The organism is Brachybacterium sp. GCM10030267, assembly GCF_042666875.1.
Lineage (GTDB): Bacteria > Actinomycetota > Actinomycetes > Actinomycetales > Dermabacteraceae > Brachybacterium.
Genome location: NZ_JBHTCX010000017.1, coordinates 216,235 through 235,500, shown reverse-complemented (window position 1 = coordinate 235,500; position 19,266 = coordinate 216,235). Strand labels below are relative to the sequence as shown.

Genomic DNA, 19,266 nt, shown 5'->3' with positions numbered 1-19,266 from the left:
GACACTCTACCGTCCCGGCGGGCACGGTCGGCCCCCGACAGGTGTCGGCCCGGTGCGGTCCAATAGGGCCATGGCGAGGCGAGCAGGAGCGACCACGGGCGAGGGCATCCGTCTGCTCGGGCCGGATCTCGGGTCGCTGCCGCCGCTGCGTGACCGTGAGGAGCTCGACGGGGATCAGCGCCGGGCACTGGACGCGTTCACCGCGGGCGATGACGTGATCGTCCACGGCGGACCGGCCAGCGGGCGCAGTGCTCTCGCCCTGGCTGCCGCGGCCGCACGCGGGGACGGCGCGCTGCTGCTCGCCCCGCGCCGCCTCGCCGCCGGCCATCTGCGCGACGCTCTCGGCGCCGGCGGCGCCGGCGAGGTGCGAGCCATGACCCCGCCGGCCCTGGCCCACGCGATCCTGCGCTCCGACGCGCTCGAGCGGGGGCTGGGGGAGCCGACCCTGGTCACGGGCGCAGAGCAGGACGCCCTGCTGGCCGAGCTGATCGCGGACCGGGAATCCTGGTATCTGGACGCCGATCCGGGGGCGCGCGCTCTGCCGGGCTTCCGCACCGAGCTGAGAGACCTGATCACGCGAGCGACCGAGCTGGGCCTGGCCCCGTCGGACCTCGAGGAGCTGGGCCGCCGACGGGACCGCCCGGCCTGGCGGGACGCCGCGGCGATCCTGCGCGACTATCTCGGGGTCCTCGATCTCGAGTCCTCGGCCGCCCTGGACGCGGGGCCGCGGCTCGACGCCGGCGGCCTGGTCCGGCGCGCTGCCCGCCTGCTGGAGGACCCGCGGACGCCCGCGCCCTTCCGGGCCGTCGTGATCGATGACGCGCAGGATCTGACCACGGCCGGGATCTCCCTGGTCGCGGCCCTGGCGGGGGCGGGGGCGCCGGTGCTGGTGTGCAGCTGCCCGGACGCGGCGGTGGACACGTTCCGGGGCGCCCTGCCCGATGCTGCCGACCGCATACGCGGGCTCCTCCGCCGCCCGGTGACCGAGGTCACCCTGCGCCGGTCCCACGGGGCGTCGGAGCGGATCGTCACGGGAGTCGACGCACTGCGCGGCCGGCTCCCGCTGGCCGGTGCCCCGGCGGCCTCCCGTCGCCCGCGGCCCGATGCCGTGTCCCTCGCTCGCGCTCCCGAGGCGCCCGCAGGCCCGTCCTCCGACGCTCGGTCCGCAGGCACCGCAGGCACCGCAGGCACCACGGGGATCGCGGTGCTGCGGGCGAGCGACCCGCTGGACGAGGCTCGACTGATCGGCTCCGCCCTGCGCGATCTCCACCACCGCGAGCAGATCCCCTACGACGACATGGCCGTCGTGTGCCGTTCCGGGGCCGCCGTCGCCGACGTCGCGGATCTGCTCTCGCGCACCGGCCTGCCGGTGCGCACGCCGCGCCGCCCCCAGCCGCTGCGCGACGTCCCGGCCATCGCCGACCTGCTCACGATCCTCGAGACCGGGCTCGCCCCGGAGGGGACCGTGCCGGATCCCCTCGTGGCCGATCGCCTGCTGCGCGGTCCCTTCGGCGACGCCGACACGCTGCGTCTGCGCCGTATCCGCCGGCTGCTGCTGGCTGCGCACCGCGCCGCCGGGACCGGGCAGGAGGTGGCCAGCGAGCAGCTGCTGGCCCGCGCCCTCACCGAGGACGAGGTCCCGGGCCTGCCCGCCCCGGATGCCCGGGACCGGGCCGCCGCCCCGGTCCACCGCGTGCGGGCGATGATCCGCGCCGTCCGCGAGCACCGCGACGCCGACGCCGAGCAGGTGATCTGGCACGCCTGGGATGCCTCCGGGCTGGCCGCAGGCTGGCGCCGCGCCGCCCTCGGCGCCCCCGGCGACGTCGACGGTGCCCGCTCCCGCCTGGCCGGATCCCGGCTCGACGCCCTGCTGGAGCTGTTCGCCGCCGCGGAGCGTCTGACCGATCGCCGTCCCGGCGCCGGCGCACTCGATCTCGTCGAGCAGATCCGCTCCCAGGCCGTGGTCGAGGACACCCTCGCCCCGGCCGCCGCCCCGCGGGGACGGCTGAGCGTGCTCACACCCGCCCAGCTCGCCGGTGAGCACCGGGACACGGTCGTCCTCGCCCGCGTCCAGGAAGGAGCCTGGCCGGACCTGCGCCTGCGCTCGACCCTGTTCGGTGCTGCGGAGCTCTCGCTGCTGGCCGGTGCCGGCGCCGATGCGGGGACGGAGGCCGGTGCCGGGATCCCCACCGGCCTCGAGGACCCCGAATCGCTGCGCGCCATCCAGCGCTCCCAGGTGGTCGCCGACGAACTGCGTCTTGCCGTCAGCGCCGTCGCCCGTGCCCGCACCCGAGTGCTGGTCACTGCGGTCGAGGACGATCAGCTGGCCCCGTCGGCGCTGGTCGAAGCCGTCGAGACGCTGCCCGGTGAGCCCTGGACGCAGCTGGACACCCTGCGGCAGGACCCCGGCCCCGCGCCCGATGCCCGCCGGCTCGTCGCCGCCCTGCGCCGCCGTCTGCACGAGGACGACCCGCAGCGGGCGCGGGATGCCGCGATCGCACTGGCGGCCCTCGGCCGCGCCGGCGCCCCTGGCACGGACCCGGCGCGCTGGTACCACCAGGAGCCCAGCACCACCGAGCCCCTGCACGATCCCGGCGCCCCCATCGCCCTGTCGCCCTCGGCGCTCGAGCGCGCCGTCGACTGCCCCCAGTCCTGGCTCATGGAGCGCTCCGGCGGCACCCGCGCCGGTGGGCCCGCACAGCTGATCGGGACCGCACTGCACCATCTGGCCCAGGTCCATCCCCGCGGCCCCGAGAACGGCACCGAGGACCTCCTGCGCGAGCTGCACGCGCTGCTGCGCTCGGTGCCCGGCACCGAGACCTGGTCCGGGCGCCGCCGCATCCGCCACGCCGAGGACGCCGCCCGGCTGCTCGCCGAGCACCTGCGCAGCGCCCCCGCCCCGCTGGCCGTCGAGGCCCCCTTCGAGGTGGAGCTGGGCAGGGTGCGGCTGCGCGGCAGCATCGATCGCATCGAGGGCGACGCGACCGGACTGCGGGTCGTCGATCTCAAGACCGGCAGGAATCCCAAATCCGCCGCCGCGGCCGAGAGCGACCTGCAGCTGGCCGCGTACCAGGCAGCCGTGCGCGAGGGCGCCCTGGCCGAGCAGCTCGGCGAGGACGCCCCCGAACGGCTGGGCGGGGCCCAGCTGGTCTACGTCGGCACCGGAGGGAAGAAGGCCGCGGTGCGCACCCAGAACGCGCTGCCGCGGGCCGAGGATCCCGCGTGGTTCGACGACCTGGTGGAGACGGTCGCGACGGAGGTGTCCGGTTCGCAGGTCACCGCCCGGCTGAACGCCCACTGCGCCCACTGCGCCGTGCGCAGCAGCTGCCCCCTGCAGCCGGAAGGACAGCAGCTATGAGCTCGTCCGCCTCCCGCCCGACCCGGGCTCCGGGGCACGGCCCGTCGGACCCCTCGACCCGGTCAGCCCTGCCAGCCGCGGCAGCCCCGCCGGCACTGTCGGCGCAGCGGCTGGCCGACCTGCTCGGCCAGCCCACGCCGACCGCCGAGCAGACCGCCGTCATCGAGGCTCCGCTCACCCCGATGCTGGTGGTCGCCGGGGCCGGCTCCGGCAAGACGGAGACGATGGCCTCCCGGGTCGTGTGGCTGATCGCCAACGGCATCGTCGAGCCTCGCCAGGTTCTCGGCCTCACCTTCACCCGCAAGGCCGCCCACGAGCTCTCCGCCCGGATCTCGGCGCGCCTGGGCACCCTGGCCACCGCGATGCGCGAGGAGGGGCTGACGCTGCCGGCCGGGCTCGAGCGCGGCCACGACGACCTGGTGGGCCAGCGCCCCACCGTCGGCACCTACAACGGGTTCGCCCTCGAGCTGGTGCGCGAGCATGCCCTGGCCGTCGGCATCGACCCCGAGCTGACCATGATGTCCACCTCGGCCTCGTGGCAGCTGGCCCACTCCATCGTCGAGTCCTGGGACGACAGCCTGGACCTCGAGGCGTCCCCGGCGACCCTGACCGCGGCGCTGCTGTCGCTGACCTCCTCGCTCGCCGACCACCTGGTGAGCTCCGAGCAGCTGCAGGAGCACCTCAGCACGATCCGCGACCACCTCGCCGGGATCCCGCTGCAGGTCGAGGGACGTCGCCGCACCACACCCAAGGCCGTCGCCTCGGTCCTGTCCGCGCTCGAGTCCCGGCTCGCCCTGATCCCGCTGCTCGAACGCTTCGCCCGGGTCCGCGCCGAGTCCGCCGCCCTCGACTTCGCCGACCAGGTCTCCCTCGCCGCCCGGGTGGCGCGCGAGGTTCCCGCCGCGGGCCGGCTCGCCCGGCGCATGCACCGGGTGGTGCTGCTGGACGAGTTCCAGGACACCTCGGTCGCCCAGCTGCAGATGCTCACCGACCTCTTCGGGCCGGGGCACGCCGCCTGCGCCGTCGGCGATCCCCAGCAGGCGATCTACGGGTGGCGCGGCGCCTCGGCCGCGTCCCTGGCCGGCTTCGCCGAGGCCTTCGCCACGGACGAGCAGCCCGTCCTGCAGCGCACCCTGTCCACCTCCTGGCGCAACGACGAGGCCGTCCTGGCCGTGGCCAATACGCTGGCCGCCCCCCTGCGCAGCGGAGCCGCCGGGCTGAGGATCCCCGAGCTGGCGGCCCGGCCCGGGGCGGGGGAGGGCGGCGCCGAGATCATCGAGGCCTCCGACGAGCGCGCCGAGGCCCGGGCCATCGCCGACTGGGTCCTCGCCCGTCGCGCCGAGGCCGAGGACGAGCAGGCCTCGGCCGCCGTGCTGGTCCGTGCCCGCCGCCAGATCCCCGCCCTGGTCGAAGGACTCGAGGAGAAGGGACTCCCGGTCCGGGTGGTCGGGCTCGGCGGCCTGCTGCATCGCCCCGAGGTGGCCGACGTGCGCGCCGTGCTGCAATGCGCGCACGACCCCGGCCGCGGTGATGCCCTGATGCGGCTGCTGTCCGGCCCTCGGTTCCGGGTGGGGGCCCGGGACCTCGCCGTGCTGGGTCGATGGCGGGACCGGCTGGCCTCTCGCCTGCGCCGGGATGCCGATACCCCGGGCGGGGAGGACGAGGCCGAGTCCGTCTCCCTCATCGACGCGGTCGACGACCTCCCGCCGGCGGACTGGAGCGATCCCTCGGGGCGCTCCCTGACAGCCACGGGCAGGGCCCGGCTCGAGCAGGTCCAGCAGCTGCTGCGCGAGATGCGCCGGCTGCTGCCCCTGCCCCTGCCGGACCTGGTCACCGCCGCCGTGCGCGTGCTCGAGGTGGATCTGGCGCTGCAGGAGCGCGACCCCGCCTCGGGTGCCCTCGCCGACCTCGAAGCCCTGCGGGATCACGCCGCCGCCTTCGACCGCACCGCTCCCCGAGGCGGCCTCGGCGCCTACCTCGACCTGCTGGAGATCAGCGAGGACGAGGAGGCCGGGCTCGCCGTGAACGCCGCCCCCGAGCATGCCCAGGCCGCTGCGTCCGAGGGCGATGACGGGGCGGAGCCCGTCGAGATCGTGACCATGCACTCCGCGAAAGGACTGGAATGGGACCTGGTCGCCGTGGCCGGGCTCACCGAGGGCAGCGTGCCCTCCTACGACCTGCGACGCGCGAAGGTCGACGAGGCCGGCCGGGTGCGGGTCCCCGCCAACGGGTGGCTCGACAAGCTCGCCTCCGCGTCCGTGCCCACCGCGCTGCGCGGGGACGCGGACACCCTGCCCGAACTGGCCTGGGCGGAGGCCGACACGCAGGTCGATGCCGAGTCCCTGATCGAGGAGTACCGGTTCGCGCAGGGTGAGGAGTCCCTGCGCGAGGACCGGCGGCTGATGTACGTCGCGGTCACCCGTGCCCGCCGCAGGCTGCTGCTGACCTCGGCGGCCTGGCGCGCCGGGCTCGCCACCGCCCGGCCCCGCTCGCGCTACCTGATCGAGGTCGCGAATCTGGTTCCGCCGCAGCTGCGCACCGTGCAGGAGGTCCCCGAGCACAACCCGATGGAGACCGAACGGCCGCAGGCCCAGTGGCCGCCCGCTCCCGGTGAGGCGGAGCTGGCCCGTCGGCGCGCCGCCGAGCTGCTCGAGGCGGCGACCGGCACAGGCGATGAGGAGGCCGGCTCCGCCACGCAGGCTCCCGCAGGGACCGGCGTCTCGCCCAGCGCAGGGCCGAGCGCAGGCACCGCCGGTCCCGGGCCGGATCTCGCCGCGCTGGCCGACCCGCACCTCGCGGAGATCGTGCGTCGGGCCGTCGCGGATCTCGAGCAGCAGGCCGCGCCCCCGGTCGTCCACTCCCCGCCGCGATTGTCGGCCTCGCAGGTGGTCCACCAGGCGCGGGACCCCCACGGCGCCGCGATCGACCTGCTGCGGCCGCTGCCCCGGCGGCCCTCGGCCGCTGCGGCCCGCGGCACCGCGTTCCACGCCTGGCTGGAGTCCCGCTACGACAGCGCGACCCTGCTGGACTACGAGGACCTGGCGGATCTGGCCGACGTCGGGGACGTCGCCGAGAGCTCGGACGTCCCGGGCCCGAGCGGCTCCGACGATGCCCCGGACGGGCGATCCGGGTCCCGGGCCGAGGAGCTCGCCCTGCGAGAAGCCTTCGCCGCCTCCGAATGGGCAGGCCGCACCCCGCTCGCCGTCGAGCAGCCGGTGACCACCAGGGTCGGGGAGATCACCGTGCGCGGCGTGATCGATGCGGTCTTCCCCGATCCCGATGACGCCCGGGGCGTGATCATCGTGGACTGGAAGACCGGACGGCTGCCACGACCGGCTCAGCTGCGCGAGCGCTCCCTGCAGCTGTCCGTGTACCGCATCGCCTGGCACGAGCGAACCGGGATCCCGTTGGGGCGTATCCGCACGGCCTTCCACTTCGTGGCCGACGGTGTCACGCACGAGGTGCGTCGCCATCCCTCGCGCGCCCGGATCGCCCAGATGCTCACCGGCGACTGACCGCGCTCGCCGGCGGGCGAGCCCGTCCACCAGCCGCGGACTGCGCGGGCGGCACCCGGTGAGGAGTCGCTCAGGCCTCGTCCTGGCGGGGGTTCATCTCCTCATAGGCCCGCTCGGCCTCGTCCCGCGCGATCTGCGCCAGATCGGCATCGAGGTCGGCGATCATGCCGCGGGCGTCGGCCACGATCGTCTCGTCGCCGGTCTCCAGGCCGTGCGCCAGCCATTCGGCGACGGCGAACTCGCCGAGCGCCTGAGCGCGCTCCATCAGCCGCGGATGCGTCGAGGTCGGCAGCTCCTCGCGGTACGCGGAGTACAGGTCGTCGAAGCGGTCCGGGTCCAGCGAGGAGATCAGCCAGGCCAGATCGGTGGCGGCATCGGCCACTTTGGAGGAGGACCAGTCGCGCACCGCGCTGACCCGGTCACCGGTCAGGAACAGGCTCTCCTCGGAGAGGTCGCCATGGATGAACTGCGGGGAGAAGTCCCACAGCTCGGTGTCCTCCAGCAGCGCCTCCCAGCGCTGGGCGACGGCTGCCGGCAGATGCCCGCCCTCCTTGGCCGTGCGCACCCGGGTGACGTGCTCGGCGTGGAGGACCTCCGGCGTGAAGGACTCCACCCCCGCCGCCTCGGCGGCGTACCGCGGGACCGTGTGGATGCGAGCGAGGATCCGGCCCAGCGACCGCGCGAGCTCTGCGGACCGGTGCAGATCCTCGAGCATCAGCGGGCGCCCGACGGGAGCTTCGGTGACGGCCGCCCGGCCACCTTCGGAGAGCTTCACGAAACCGAGCACCGGCGGGATCACACCGCGCAGCGAGGTCCCCGAGAGCGCGTCGGTGACCTTCAGGTCGCGCTCGAGACGGATCCCCGCCGACGTCGAGGCGGGGGAGAGGACCATGACGCGCCGGTCGTCGTCGCCGACCACCCCGGCGACGTCCAGATCCTCAGCCGGGGTCGCGATCGCCGTGGTCCGCGCCGGGACCAGGCCGGGGACCGCCGCCGCGGCGAGAGCAGCCAAGGAATAGGAGTTGCGATGCACCCTTCCACCGTACCCGGCCCACCCCTGGACGCCGCGTAGGCTCGAGGGTATGGCGAAGCTCCGCGGCCCCTCTCTGCACACCCCCTTGACCCTGCTCGCGACGGACCGGGAGGCGGCCAGTCGGATCGACCCGGCGATGGTGGCTCCCGGCGAGGACGCCCGCTACCTCGTCACCCGCGGCGGCGCCGCGGCCGTGCACGAGCAGGAGGACGGCACCCTGGCCATCGCGCTGGAGACCGAGGACCCCCGCGGCGGTGCCCGCCAGCCGCTCGTGCTGCTGGGCCGTCGAGACGGCATGCGGGTCCTCGCCGTCGAGATCCCCGAGCCCAGCCCCGAGCTCGACGACCCCGGCCGTGATCTGCGTGACCTGCGGCGCGTCGCGGAGCAGCTCGAGGCGGAGGACGCCGGCCTCGCCCTGACCGCCGTCGCCATGGGCGCCTGGCACCGCTCCATGCGGCACTGCCCGCTGTGCGGCGAGCTGCTCGAGGCCGAGACCGGCGGCTGGGTGCTGCGCTGTCGCGAGGACGGCACCGAGCACTTCCCGCGCACCGACGCCGCGGTGATCATGGCCGTGCGGGACAGCGCCGACAGGCTGCTGCTGGCGCGCAACGTGAACTTCCGCGGCCGGTTCCACTCGGTGCTGGCCGGTTTCGTCGAACCGGGGGAGAGCCTCGAGGATGCGGTGGCGCGCGAGGTGGCCGAGGAGGTCGGCGTCAGGGTCGAGGAGGTCGAGTACGTCGGCAGCCAGCCGTGGCCGTTCCCGCGGTCGCTGATGCTGGGATTCCGGGCCTGGGTGCCCGGCTCGGTCGAGCTCACCCTGCAGGAGGACGAGATCGCCGAGGCCCGCTGGTTCACGCGTCAGGAGCTGGCCGCCGCGCTCGAGGCCGGCGAGGTCGAGCTTCCCGGTCAGGCCTCCCTGGGCCGAGCCCTGATCGACGACTGGTACGGGGCCCCGGCCGAGGTGTGAGGCACCACCGTCCACACCGGGCCGCGATCCGTCGGCTCCCGCTGGCAGGATGAGTGGTGATGACCCACCCACCCCAGTCCGCAGCGCACGAGACGCCCTCGGCTCCCGCCCCGCCGCCCGATGCCGAGAGCATCCTGGCGGCGCTGGACCCGGAGCAGCAGGAGGTCGCGCGCAGCTTCGGCACCCCGCTGTGCGTGCTTGCCGGTGCGGGCACCGGCAAGACCCGAGCGATCACGCACCGCATCGCCTACGGCGTCGCGACCGGTCAGCTCGATCCCCGCCACGTGCTGGCGGTGACGTTCACCGCGAAGGCCGCCGCCGAGATGCGCTCGAGGCTGCGAGATCTCGGGGTCCCGGCCGTCCAGGCCCGCACGTTCCACGCGGCCGCTCTGCGTCAGCTGCGCCACTTCTGGCCGCGCGTGGTCGGCGGAGGGATGCCGGAGATCATGCCCAACAAGTTCCCGGGGGTGGGCGAGGCCTGCCAGCGGCTGCACATGAGCGTGGACCGCGCCGCCCTGCGCGACATCGTCGCCGAGGTGGAATGGTCCCGGGTCTCGATGCTCACCCCCGAGTCCTATCCGGAGGCCGCCACCGCGGCCAAGCGCCCCGGGGTCTCCGGCTTCGACTCCCGCTCCATCGCGCGCATCCTCACCCAGTACGAGGAGGTCAAGAAGGAGCGCGGCGTCATCGATTTCGAGGACGTGCTGCTGCACATGGTCGGTTTCCTCACCGAGCGCGCCGACGTCGCCCGCGAGGTGCGCAGCCAGTACCGCCACTACGTGGTCGACGAGTACCAGGACGTCTCCGCTCTCCAGCACACCTTGCTGCGTCTCTGGCTGGGTTCGGGCGACGACGTCTGCGTGGTGGGCGACGCCGCCCAGACCATCTACACCTTCGCCGGGGCCCGCGCCTCGTACCTGCTCGACTTCCCCCGGGAGTTCAAGCGCGCCCGCACCATCCGGCTCGAGCGCAACTACCGCTCCACCCCGCAGATCGTGCGGATGGCCAACACCGTGCTGGACGGCGCCCGGGGCCGCACGCGGGACAGCCGCCTCACCCTGGTCTCCCAGCGGGAGGCGGGCCCGCCCCCGGTGGTGGAGTCCTTCGCCGATGATCCCGCCGAGGCCGACGGCGTCGCCGACCGCATCGCGGCCCTGGTCGCCGAGGGCCGCCCGGCGGCCGACGTCGCGATCCTGTTCCGCACCAACAGCCAGTCCGAGGCCTTCGAGCAGGCGCTGACCGCTCGCGGCATCGGCTATCTGGTGCGGGGCGGGGACCGGTTCTTCGAGCGCCAGGAGGTGCGGCGGGCCATGGTGGCCCTGCGCGCGGCCACCCGCGTCGAGCAGCTCGACCCCGCCCGCGCCGTGCGCGACGTCCTCTCCCAGCAGGGCTGGTCGCAGAAGGCCCCCGAGACCACGGGCGCTGTCCGGGACCGCTGGGACTCCCTGAACGCGCTCGTCTCCCTCGCCGACACCATCACCTCCCGTCCCGGGGCGACCATGGCCGATGTGGTCCGCGAGCTCGAGGAGCGCGCCGAGGCCCAGTCCGCCCCCGTCGTCGACGGCGTCACGCTCGCCTCCGTGCACGCCGCCAAAGGTCTGGAGTGGCCGGTGGTCCACGTGGTCGGCGCCAGCGACGGCCTGCTGCCGATCTCCATGGCCCGCACCGCCGCCGAGATCGAGGAGGAGCGGCGACTGTTCTACGTCGCCCTCACGCGGGCCCGGGACCTGCTCACCGTGAGCTGGTCCGCCGCACGCACCCCGGGGGCCCGCGGGTCCCGCAAGCCCTCCCGCTTCCTCGACGGGGTCCTCGAGCATCCCGACGCCCCGAGCACGGCTCCCGGCGCCGGTCCCCGGCGCACGGGACGGCGCGGCGCCACCGTCTACGCGGAGTGCCGTGTGTGCGGGCAGGGACTGGTCAGCCCCCGCGAGCAGCGGATCGGCCGCCACCAGGGCTGCCCGGCCACGGCCGCTCACACGCTGATCGAGACTCTGCGGGCTTGGCGGCGGGAGAGGACCCGCGGCAGCGGCGCCCCGGCGTACACCGTCCTCACCGATGCGGCCCTGGAGGCGATCGCCGAGCGGCGGCCGCGCACCCGGGCGGAGCTGCTGGAGGTGCCGGGCGTGGGCCCCGCCAAGGTCGAGGCCTTCGGCGGCGAGCTCCTCGAGCTGCTGGCCGCCGAGACGGGCGATGCCGAGAAGTCGCCAGAGACGTCGTGAGACGGACGGTCCCCGTCCGGCGGGAGGAGTCCTGGAGCGGGACGGGATCCTGAGCGGGGGAGGCCGCGAGAATCAGTCCGGCCGGCGCCTCGACCCGGGCCCGAGCGCGCGAAAGTGCAGGTCAAAAAATAGATGTGCGATCGCCGGGCCGTGTGTAGACTCATCATCGTCAATCGTCCGCATCGTGACCCGGGACACCGGGGAACGCGCAGCAGAAAGGGGGTGTGATCCGTGATCGATACCAGGAATCTCGCGGAGTACGGCGGCCACATCGGCGCGCCCACCCTTCTGCCACGCGAACGGGCCTTCGCCCCGACGGTGACCGCTTCCAGCTGACGAGACCACTTCTCGCTGCACGGTGCGGCACCGCCGCCGCACCTTCGCCCTCACGGGCTCGTCCCCGACGATCTTCGAAGCAGCGAGACGATGACTTCTCTTTTCACCACTTTCCCCAGCCCTGTCACCACGGCGGCGCACATGCTGCCGTGCCACGACGCCGACGCCGCTGACCTGTTCTTCTCGGAGCGGCCCGCCGACCTCGAGCGGGCCAAGGCCCTGTGTGCCGACTGCCCGCTGATCCAGGAGTGCCGTGAGGGCGCCCTGGAGCGCGCTGAGCCCTGGGGCGTGTGGGGCGGCGCCATCTTCGAGTCCGGCCGCATCATCGCGGTCAAGCGCGGCCGCGGGCGGCCCCGCAAGAACCGCGAGCCGGACCGGAGCGAGGACGCCGCCTGAACGGCGTCCTGACCGACGTTCCCGGACGCACGAGGGGCGAGGCACCGCTGCGGTGCCTCGCCCCTCGTCGTGCGCCGGGTCGAACCGGCCGGTCCGTATCAGGCCTTGCCGAGGATCCGGTTCAGCTTGGTGCCGCACTCGGGGCACACGGCCTTGGCCATACGACGACCGTTGGAGACGACGACGTCGCCCTCGGCCTCCCGCTTCTCGCGGCACTTCACGCAGTAGAACTCTCCGGCATAGGTCTCGTCGGCCATATCCGCTCCTCGTAAGAATCGTCGGTGGTGTTCGGTTCCCCGGACGCGCCGCGGATGCCGCGAGGCCGGGATCGATCCACTGTAACGGGGGCGAGGGGGCCGCACGAACCGAGCAGGGGGGGCGGCGCAGGCCCGGGACGGGTTCGTCACCGCTCCGGACGACGATCCGGAGGACCTCGCCGGCCGGGTCGGCCCGTCGCGCGCTTCGGGTTCAAGGGGCTCCGCGGAGCCGAGGAAGTGCGCGCGACGAGCCGACATCGTAAGGCCCGGACGCAGGTGAGGATGGCCTGGAGGGCCGTGGGGCCCCGGGGGCGCTCAGCACCACGCGCACCTTCCCCGTGTGCGTCCTGCTAGTTATCCCGGGGTCCCACGTGCAGGGAAACCTAGCCCCTGCGCACCGGGCGGGTCAAAGGAGTCCGGGGGACCGGCTGTGGACAACTCGCCAGGGCCTGTGGACATCCGTGCCGTGGCGGTGCGGCCAGTGTGGAGGACGGTCCGTCCACCGCGGTCACGACGCTGTGACGAGCACTTCCACGGCGCACAGGTGTGGACGAAGTCTTTTGGTCACCGGACGTGCCAGGCTTGGTGCCCATGAACGATCTGGTCCAGCACGAGCACGTCACCGGACCGCGCGGGGAGCGGGTGCTGGTGCGGCGCTCGCAGCGCCGGCGCCGCACCGTCTCGATCACGCGCCGCGACGGGGACCTGGTGATCGCGATCCCGGCGTCGTTCAGCCGTCGTCAGGAGCGCGACTGGGTTCGCAAGATGGTCGACCAGCTGAGCCGCAAGGAGGCCCGCTCCGCCCCGGCGCGCCGCAGCGACGCGTCCCTGGCGGCGATGGCCGAGGAGCTCAGTGAGGCTTATCTCGACGGCCGTGCCCGGCCCCGTTCGGTGACCTGGTCCACACGTCAGAACCAGCGCTGGGGGTCATGCACCCCCGCTGATGCCACGATCCGCCTGTCGCACAACCTTGAGGGGATGCCGGATTTCGTGGTGCGCTCGGTGCTCATGCACGAGCTGGTCCACCTGCTGGTCCCGGGGCACGGCCCGGAGTTCCGTGCGCTGATGAACCGCTATCCGCAGGCGGAGAAGGCCCAGGGCTTCCTCGACGGCGTCTCCTGGGCCCAGAACCTGCCCGTCGGCGGCGACGTCGACGAGGCCCCGGGCCGCTCGGATCAGACGGCGTAGCGCGCCACGAACGGGGCCAGGCCGTCGAGGGTGCCGGGCAGGTCGGTGACGGTGCCCTCGGGCAGGGCGGCGCTCGAGCGCTGCGACCCCTCGCCCACGAGCGGCCACGGGGCCCAGGTGACCTCGGGCGATTCCTGGCTCGCGGTCAGCGGCAGCTCGGATGCCGGGGCCGGGGCGCGCAGCAGGTACTGCACGTCCCAGTGCTCGCTGCAGGCGCCGAAGGCCGCATCGAGCCGGTGACGGTGCAGCATGGCCGGCCCCGCACCGACGCGCTCGAGAACGGTCAGGCCGATCTCCTCGGCGACCTCACGGCGGGCGGCCAGCTCGAAGCTCGACTCGCCCTGCTCGAGGTGGCCGCCCGGCTGGACCCAGAATCGTCCCTTGCGGTGCCACACCAGTGCGACGTGCTCGGCGGGGGCGTCGATCACCACGGCGCTCGCCGTGAGGTGGCGGGGTCCGCCGTCGCGGTACAGCGCCCGCGGCTCGGACCCCAGCAGTGCGAGGTAGTCCTCGGCGACCTCCGGACCGGAGACGGCCTCGCGGGCGAGACCGAGCTCGGTGCGAGCGCTCTCAGCGGGCATCGGGCCGGCCCGGGTCCGTCCCGCTGTCGCCGGACTCGCCGTCGCCGCCGCTGCCGTCGTCCTCCCGGTCGACCTCCCCGGCGTCGTCCTGCGGGGCAGTGCCGTCGGTGCCCGCCGCCTCACCGCTGCCGCGGACGTCCGAGAGCAGGCGCTCCAGCTCCGCGTCGAAGTCGGCGGGGATGTCCACGTCGGCCAGGGCCTCGGCCTCGTCCTCCGCGGCCGGCTGCGGCGCCTGCGGACGCCCGGAGAGCACCTCGGCGGTCGGCAGCAGGTCGGGGTGCTCCCACTTGCTCTCGCGGGCCTGCTCGCCCTCGGTCGCCAGCACGCTGTCCCACCAGGCGAGCGCCTCGCGCACGCGGCGGGGACGCAGCTCGATGCCGATGGTGCGCGAGAGCATCTGCTCGGCCGGAGCGCCCGCGGCCCGGCGCCGACGCAGCACCTCGCGCATGGCCTCGAGCTCGGGCAGCTTGCCCTCGAGGGCGCGCGTGGTGACGTGGTCGACCCAGGCCTCGATCAGGGCGAGGGTGGTGGCGAGCTCCTCCAGGGCCCGCTCCTGGGAGGCCCGGCGGGTGAAGACGAACATCTCCTCGGGGCGGCGGGCCTGCAGCGCCTCCGGGTCCGAGAGATCCAGTCCGCGCACCATCTCGTCGAGGGCGTCGAGATCCAGGGTGATCCCGCGCGCGTAGTCGTCGATCGCCGAGAACAGTGCCTTGCCCAGCCAGGGCGCCGCGTCGAACAGTGCGGTGTGGGCCAGCTCGCGGGCGGCCAGGAAGATCCGGGCGGCCCCTGCGTCCAGGCCGTGCGCGGTGATGAGGTCCTCGACGTTGTTGGCGACCAGGGCCGGTTCGCCCTCGCGGCCGAGCGGCAGCGAGAGGTCCGTGGTGCCGGAGACCTCCCGGGCCAGGGACCCGATGGCGTGACCGAACTGCACGCCGAACATGGTCCCGCCGATCCGCTCCATCATCGCGGCCGGGTCACCCGGCATCGGCATCCCGGCCTCGCCCAGCCCGCCGAGCTCCCCGTCCTGGCCCATCTGGGAGGCGATCGCCTCGCCGATGGCGCCGGCCATGTACTTCGCGACGGGCTCGACGATGGTCTTCCAGTGCGGCAGGGTGCGGTGCAGCCAGGTGCCGCGGCTGAACACGCCGAGCTCATGGGCGGGCACGTCGATCGCGATCACCGGATCCAGCCAGAGCCGCGCCACCTGCGCCGCCTGGCGCAGGTCCTCGATCTGCGACTCGCTGGGGTTCGGGTCGCCGGGCGTGCCGGCGGGCTCCGGCGTGCCGGGGATGCCGGCCATGCCCGCGGCGGTGCGGCGCGCGATGTCCTCGGCCATGTCCCAGTTCACGGGATTGTCTCCCTGGGCGGCGAACAGGTGCTGCATCTGGGCGGCCGCCGCCCGCAGCTGGGCCGGATCCTGCGGCAGCTGCGCCTGCTCGGCCAGCGCCGAGAGGTCCAGTCCGTCCAGGGCACCCTCGGGCAGGGCGTCCCCGAACGTCTCCTTCAAGAAGCGCTTCAGCGCCTCCTCGTCCATGTCCCCGGGTCCTCCCGGGCTCGGCTCGTCGCTCATGGCCACCTCCAGCAGTCCGTGAAGGTCCAGCGTATCGACCGCGGCTGGGTGAGTGGGGAACCGGGGCGAGCGGGAAGCGCGGGAGGGACGAGGAGCGTGGGGCACAATGTCCGGGTGACTGACGACCAGCCCCGGCCTGCCCGCCTCCAGCGGGTCCGCTCGGCGATCTCGCGCTCGGTCGACGACGCCCAGCTGGCCCGCCCGCGGCTCGCCCTGGTCTCGATGGCGCTGCTGTGCCTGATGATCCTGGGCGGTTCCCTGATGCCGGTGCCCTACGTGATCGAACGACCCGGCCCGGCGATCGACGTGCTCGGCGAGTACGAGGACGAGCAGGTCCTCGAGATCACGGGCACCCAGACCCACCCGACGGACGGATCGCTGATGATGACCACCGTCTCCGTCGACGGCGGTCCCGGCTACCGGGTCACTCCCGTCGAGGTGGTCGCCTCCTGGTTCGACCGCACCCGGTCCGTGATGCCGCGGGAACTCCTCTTCCCCGAGGGCCAGACCCGTGAAGAGACGACCCTGACCAACACCGTCTCGATGAGCACGTCGCAGCAGGGCGCCGTCGCCGTCGCCCTCGACGAGGTCGGGGTCGACTACGAGCCCGTGGTGATGATCGCCGGCGTCGAGGAGGGCACCCCGGCCGACGGGGTCCTCGAGCCCGGGGACGTCGTCGTCTCCATCGGCGGCGAGAGCGCCGAGGACGTCGCCGGCTACCAGGAGCTGGCCGCCGCCACGCCCGAGGGCGAGCCCGTGGCGGTGACCGTGCGGCGCGACGGGGAGGAGACCGACCTCGAGGTCCCCACCGAGATGGTCGAGGGAGAGCCCCGCATGGGCGTCGTCCTCGCCAAGGGCTACGACTTCCCGATGGACGTCGAGATCGGCGTCGGGGAGATCGGCGGCCCCAGCGCCGGCATGATGTTCTCGCTGTCCGTCTACGACGAGCTCACCCCGGGCGCCCTCACCGGCGGACACGAGATCGCAGGGACCGGCACCATCTCGGCCGACGGCGCCGTCGGCCCCATCGGCGGGATCCGCCAGAAGATGGTCGGCGCCCACGATTCCGACGCCGAGTACTTCCTCGCCCCCGCGGAGAACTGCGATCAGGTGGTGGGCTATGAGCCCGACGGGCTCGAGGTCGTCGCCGTGTCCACTTTCGACGAGGCGCTGGAGGCGACCGAGACGATCGCCGAGACCGGCACCACCGACGGCCTGCCCACCTGTGAGGACCACAAGGACCGATGAGCAAGCGAAACCGACGCCGCACACCGCCGAAACCGACCGTCGTCTTCGACTTCGGAGGAGTTCTCAGTGCCGGGCACGACCCGGTCCCGGACGTCCACGACCTCCTCGGCGGCGACATCGAGGCCGTGCGCCGGGAGCTGTGGGAACGACGCCCCGCCTACGACCGCGGCGCGAGCACGCCGTCGCAGTACTGGAGCGCCGTGGCGGCCGCGGCCGGCATCGACCAGCTCAGCGATGACGAGGTCGCCGAGCTCCAGGACGTCGACGACCGCTACTTCCTGCAGCTGGACCCCGCCTCCCGGGCGCTGATCCACGATCTCGCCCGCAACCGGGTGCGCCTGGCGCTGCTGTCCAACGCCTCCCAGGCCTTCGGTGAGGCGGTGCGGCGCACCGACTGGTTCGAGGCCTTCACGCTCGCCGTGATCTCCGGCGAGGAGCGGGCCGTCAAGCCCGACCGGGAGATCTACGAGATGCTGCTGGACGTGCTCGCCCACGAGACCGGGGGAGTGTCGATCCCCTCGGCCGTCATCTTCTTCGACGACCGCGCCGAGAACGTCGAGGCGGCCCGGGCGCTGGGCATCGATGCGCACCTGTGGCCCCGCAACGGCGAGCAGCCGCCCGCCGGGTCGGAGCCGCCCGAGCACGGGGCGACCATGGCCCGTCGCGTGCTCACCGAGCGCGGCGTCCCGCTGGACTGAGCCCCACGGAGACCGGTGGCACGGCTCACCGTCACCGGGGAGAGCTCGACCCGATGCGGGTAGAGTCGGACACCGCGACACGTCCCGTGCGGCGCCGAGCTGCGGCGCGCCGGCCGATCCCCGAATTCCTCCGCACAGAACCCTCCGAACAGGACAACGAGTTGGCAGAGTTCATTTACACCATGTACAAGGCCCGCAAGGCCGTGGGCGACAAGGTCATCCTCGATGACGTCACCATGAGCTTCTACCCGGGCGCGAAGATCGGCATGGTCGGCCCCAACGGCGCCGGCAAGTCGACGATCCTGAAGATCATGGCCGGGCTCGATCAGCCCAGCAACGGCGAGGCCCGCCTCTCGCCCGGATACAGCGTCGGCATCCTGCTGCAGGAGCCCCCGCTGGACGAGTCCAAGACCGTCCTGGAGAACGTCCAGGAGGGGCTGGGCGACCTGTTCCGCAAGGTCCAGCGCTTCAACGCCATCGGCGAGGAGATGGCCGAGCCCGACGCCGACTTCGATGCGCTGATGGCCGAGATGGGCACGCTGCAGACCGACATCGACGCCGCGAACGGCTGGGACCTGGATTCCCAGCTCGAGCAGGCCATGGATGCGCTGCGCTGCCCGCCCGGCGACGAGCCCGTCACCCACCTCTCCGGCGGCGAGAAGCGCCGCGTGGCGCTGTGCAAGCTGCTGCTGGAGAAGCCGGATCTGCTGCTGCTGGACGAGCCCACCAACCACCTCGACGCCGAGAGCGTGCTGTGGCTGGAGCAGCACCTCCAGCAGTACGAGGGCGCCGTCATCGCCGTCACCCACGACCGGTACTTCCTGGACCACGTCGCCCAGTGGATCGCCGAGGTCGACCGCGGCCACCTCTACCCCTACGAGGGCAACTACTCCACCTACCTGGAGAAGAAGGAGGAGCGGCTCGCCGTCCAGGGCCGGAAGGACGCCAAGCTGGCCAAGCGACTCAAGGACGAACTCGAGTGGGTCCGCTCCAGCGCGAAGGGGCGTCAGGCGAAGTCCAAGTCCCGTCTGGCCCGCTACGAGGAGATGGCCGCGGAGGCCGAGCGCACCCGCAAGCTCGACTTCGAGGAGATCACCATCCCGCCGGGGCCGCGCCTGGGCAACCAGGTCATCGACGGTACGGACCTGAAGAAGGGCTTCGGCGAGCGCGTGCTCATCGACGGGCTCTCCTTCTCCCTGCCGCCCAACGGCATCGTCGGCGTCATCGGTCCCAACGGCGTCGGCAAGACCACGCTGTTCAAGACCATCGTGGGCCTGGAGCCGCTGGACGGCGGTGAGCTGAAGATCGGCAAGTCCGTCCAGATCAGCTACGTCGATCAGAACCGCGAGAACATCGATCCGGAGAAGAACCTCTGGGAGGTCGTCTCCGACGGGCTGGACTTCATCCAGGTCGGCAAGGTCGAGATCCCCTCTCGCGCCTACGTCAGCCAGTTCGGCTTCAAGGGCCCGGATCAGCAGAAGAAGGCGGGGGTGCTCTCCGGCGGTGAGCGCAACCGCCTGAACCTGGCGCTGACCCTCAAGCAGGGCGGCAACGTGCTGCTGCTCGATGAGCCCACCAACGACCTCGACGTCCAGACGCTGGGCTCGCTGGAGAACGCCCTGCTGGAGTTCCCCGGCTGCGCCGTGGTCGTCTCCCACGACCGCTGGTTCCTCGACCGCGTGGCCACCCACATCCTGGCCTACGAAGGGACCGAGGAGAACCCCGCGAACTGGTACTGGTTCGAGGGCAACTTCGAGGCCTACCAGGAGAACAAGATCCAGCGACTCGGGGAGGACGCCGCCCGCCCGCACCGGGTGACCTACCGTCGCCTGACGCGCGACTGACTCCGCGGCACCCGCGAGGGACTGCGGTCCACGAGGCCGAGACCACGGCGCCCGGC

The 19,266-nt window shown here is 73.4% G+C and carries 13 protein-coding genes; 9 read left to right on the top strand and 4 right to left on the bottom strand.

Translation table 11 applies throughout. The annotated features are described in order from the left end of the window. Nucleotides 1–70 precede the first annotated feature (70 nt). Entirely contained in the window at nt 71–3,358 is a 3,288-nt protein-coding gene (locus ACFQS2_RS15610) for a PD-(D/E)XK nuclease family protein (protein ID WP_377019076.1), read from the top strand. After that, nucleotides 3,355–6,873 carry an ATP-dependent helicase gene (locus tag ACFQS2_RS15605; protein ID WP_377794356.1) on the top strand — a complete coding sequence of 1,173 codons (3,519 nt, stop codon included), beginning with the start codon at nt 3,355–3,357 and terminating at the stop codon, nt 6,871–6,873. Before ACFQS2_RS15610 ends, ACFQS2_RS15605 begins: the two co-directional genes overlap by 4 nt. 70 nt (nt 6,874–6,943) lie before the next feature. On the opposite strand, the gene ACFQS2_RS15600 is transcribed toward ACFQS2_RS15605, so the two are convergent. Continuing rightward, entirely contained in the window at nt 6,944–7,906 is a 963-nt protein-coding gene (locus ACFQS2_RS15600; RefSeq protein WP_377019078.1) for a phosphotransferase, read from the bottom strand. A 49-nt stretch (nt 7,907–7,955) separates the two neighbouring features. On the opposite strand from ACFQS2_RS15600, the gene nudC reads away from it, so the two are divergent. The 3 genes from nudC to ACFQS2_RS15585 all read left to right on the top strand — a co-directional run bounded on the left by nudC (nt 7,956) and on the right by ACFQS2_RS15585 (nt 11,824). Continuing rightward, nucleotides 7,956–8,873, top strand: coding sequence for an NAD(+) diphosphatase (gene nudC / locus ACFQS2_RS15595; RefSeq protein WP_377019080.1), 918 nt, complete (start codon nt 7,956–7,958; stop codon nt 8,871–8,873). 59 nt (nt 8,874–8,932) lie between these two features. Further along, nucleotides 8,933–11,092: an ATP-dependent DNA helicase UvrD2 gene (locus tag ACFQS2_RS15590; protein WP_377794355.1), complete on the top strand. Its 2,160-nt coding sequence runs from the start codon at nt 8,933–8,935 to the stop codon at nt 11,090–11,092. A gap of 426 nt (nt 11,093–11,518) precedes the next feature. After that, nucleotides 11,519–11,824, top strand: coding sequence for a WhiB family transcriptional regulator (locus tag ACFQS2_RS15585; protein ID WP_377019082.1), 306 nt, complete (start codon nt 11,519–11,521; stop codon nt 11,822–11,824). 98 nt (nt 11,825–11,922) lie between these two features. On the opposite strand, the gene ACFQS2_RS15580 is transcribed toward ACFQS2_RS15585, so the two are convergent. Continuing rightward, entirely contained in the window at nt 11,923–12,081 is a 159-nt protein-coding gene (locus tag ACFQS2_RS15580; protein ID WP_209901997.1) for a DUF5679 domain-containing protein, read from the bottom strand. Between the two features lie 591 nt (nt 12,082–12,672). Between ACFQS2_RS15580 and ACFQS2_RS15575 the strand changes: the two genes are divergently transcribed. After that, nucleotides 12,673–13,269 (top strand): SprT-like domain-containing protein, encoded by a 597-nt coding sequence (locus ACFQS2_RS15575; protein ID WP_377794354.1) that lies wholly within the window; start codon nt 12,673–12,675, stop codon nt 13,267–13,269. Here the strand turns inward: ACFQS2_RS15575 and ACFQS2_RS15570 are convergent. Next, nucleotides 13,257–13,850 carry an NUDIX hydrolase gene (locus ACFQS2_RS15570; RefSeq protein WP_377794353.1) on the bottom strand — a complete coding sequence of 198 codons (594 nt, stop codon included), beginning with the start codon at nt 13,848–13,850 and terminating at the stop codon, nt 13,257–13,259. The genes ACFQS2_RS15575 and ACFQS2_RS15570 overlap by 13 nt on opposite strands. Next, nucleotides 13,840–15,420: a zinc-dependent metalloprotease gene (locus ACFQS2_RS15565; protein WP_377794352.1), complete on the bottom strand. Its 1,581-nt coding sequence runs from the start codon at nt 15,418–15,420 to the stop codon at nt 13,840–13,842. Before ACFQS2_RS15565 ends, ACFQS2_RS15570 begins: the two co-directional genes overlap by 11 nt. Before the next feature lie 114 nt (nt 15,421–15,534). Between ACFQS2_RS15565 and ACFQS2_RS15560 the strand changes: the two genes are divergently transcribed. The 3 genes from ACFQS2_RS15560 (at nt 15,535) to ettA (ending at nt 19,210) form a co-directional block, all read left to right on the top strand. Continuing rightward, complete coding sequence (locus ACFQS2_RS15560) at nt 15,535–16,668, top strand: PDZ domain-containing protein (RefSeq protein WP_377794351.1); 1,134 nt, start codon at nt 15,535–15,537, stop codon at nt 16,666–16,668. Next, nucleotides 16,665–17,366, top strand: a complete 702-nt coding sequence (locus tag ACFQS2_RS15555; RefSeq protein ID WP_377019088.1) for an HAD family hydrolase — start codon at nt 16,665–16,667, stop codon at nt 17,364–17,366. Before ACFQS2_RS15560 ends, ACFQS2_RS15555 begins: the two co-directional genes overlap by 4 nt. A 161-nt stretch (nt 17,367–17,527) precedes the next feature. Then, nucleotides 17,528–19,210 (top strand): energy-dependent translational throttle protein EttA, encoded by a 1,683-nt coding sequence (gene ettA, locus ACFQS2_RS15550; RefSeq protein WP_377019089.1) that lies wholly within the window; start codon nt 17,528–17,530, stop codon nt 19,208–19,210. Nucleotides 19,211–19,266 lie beyond the last annotated feature (56 nt).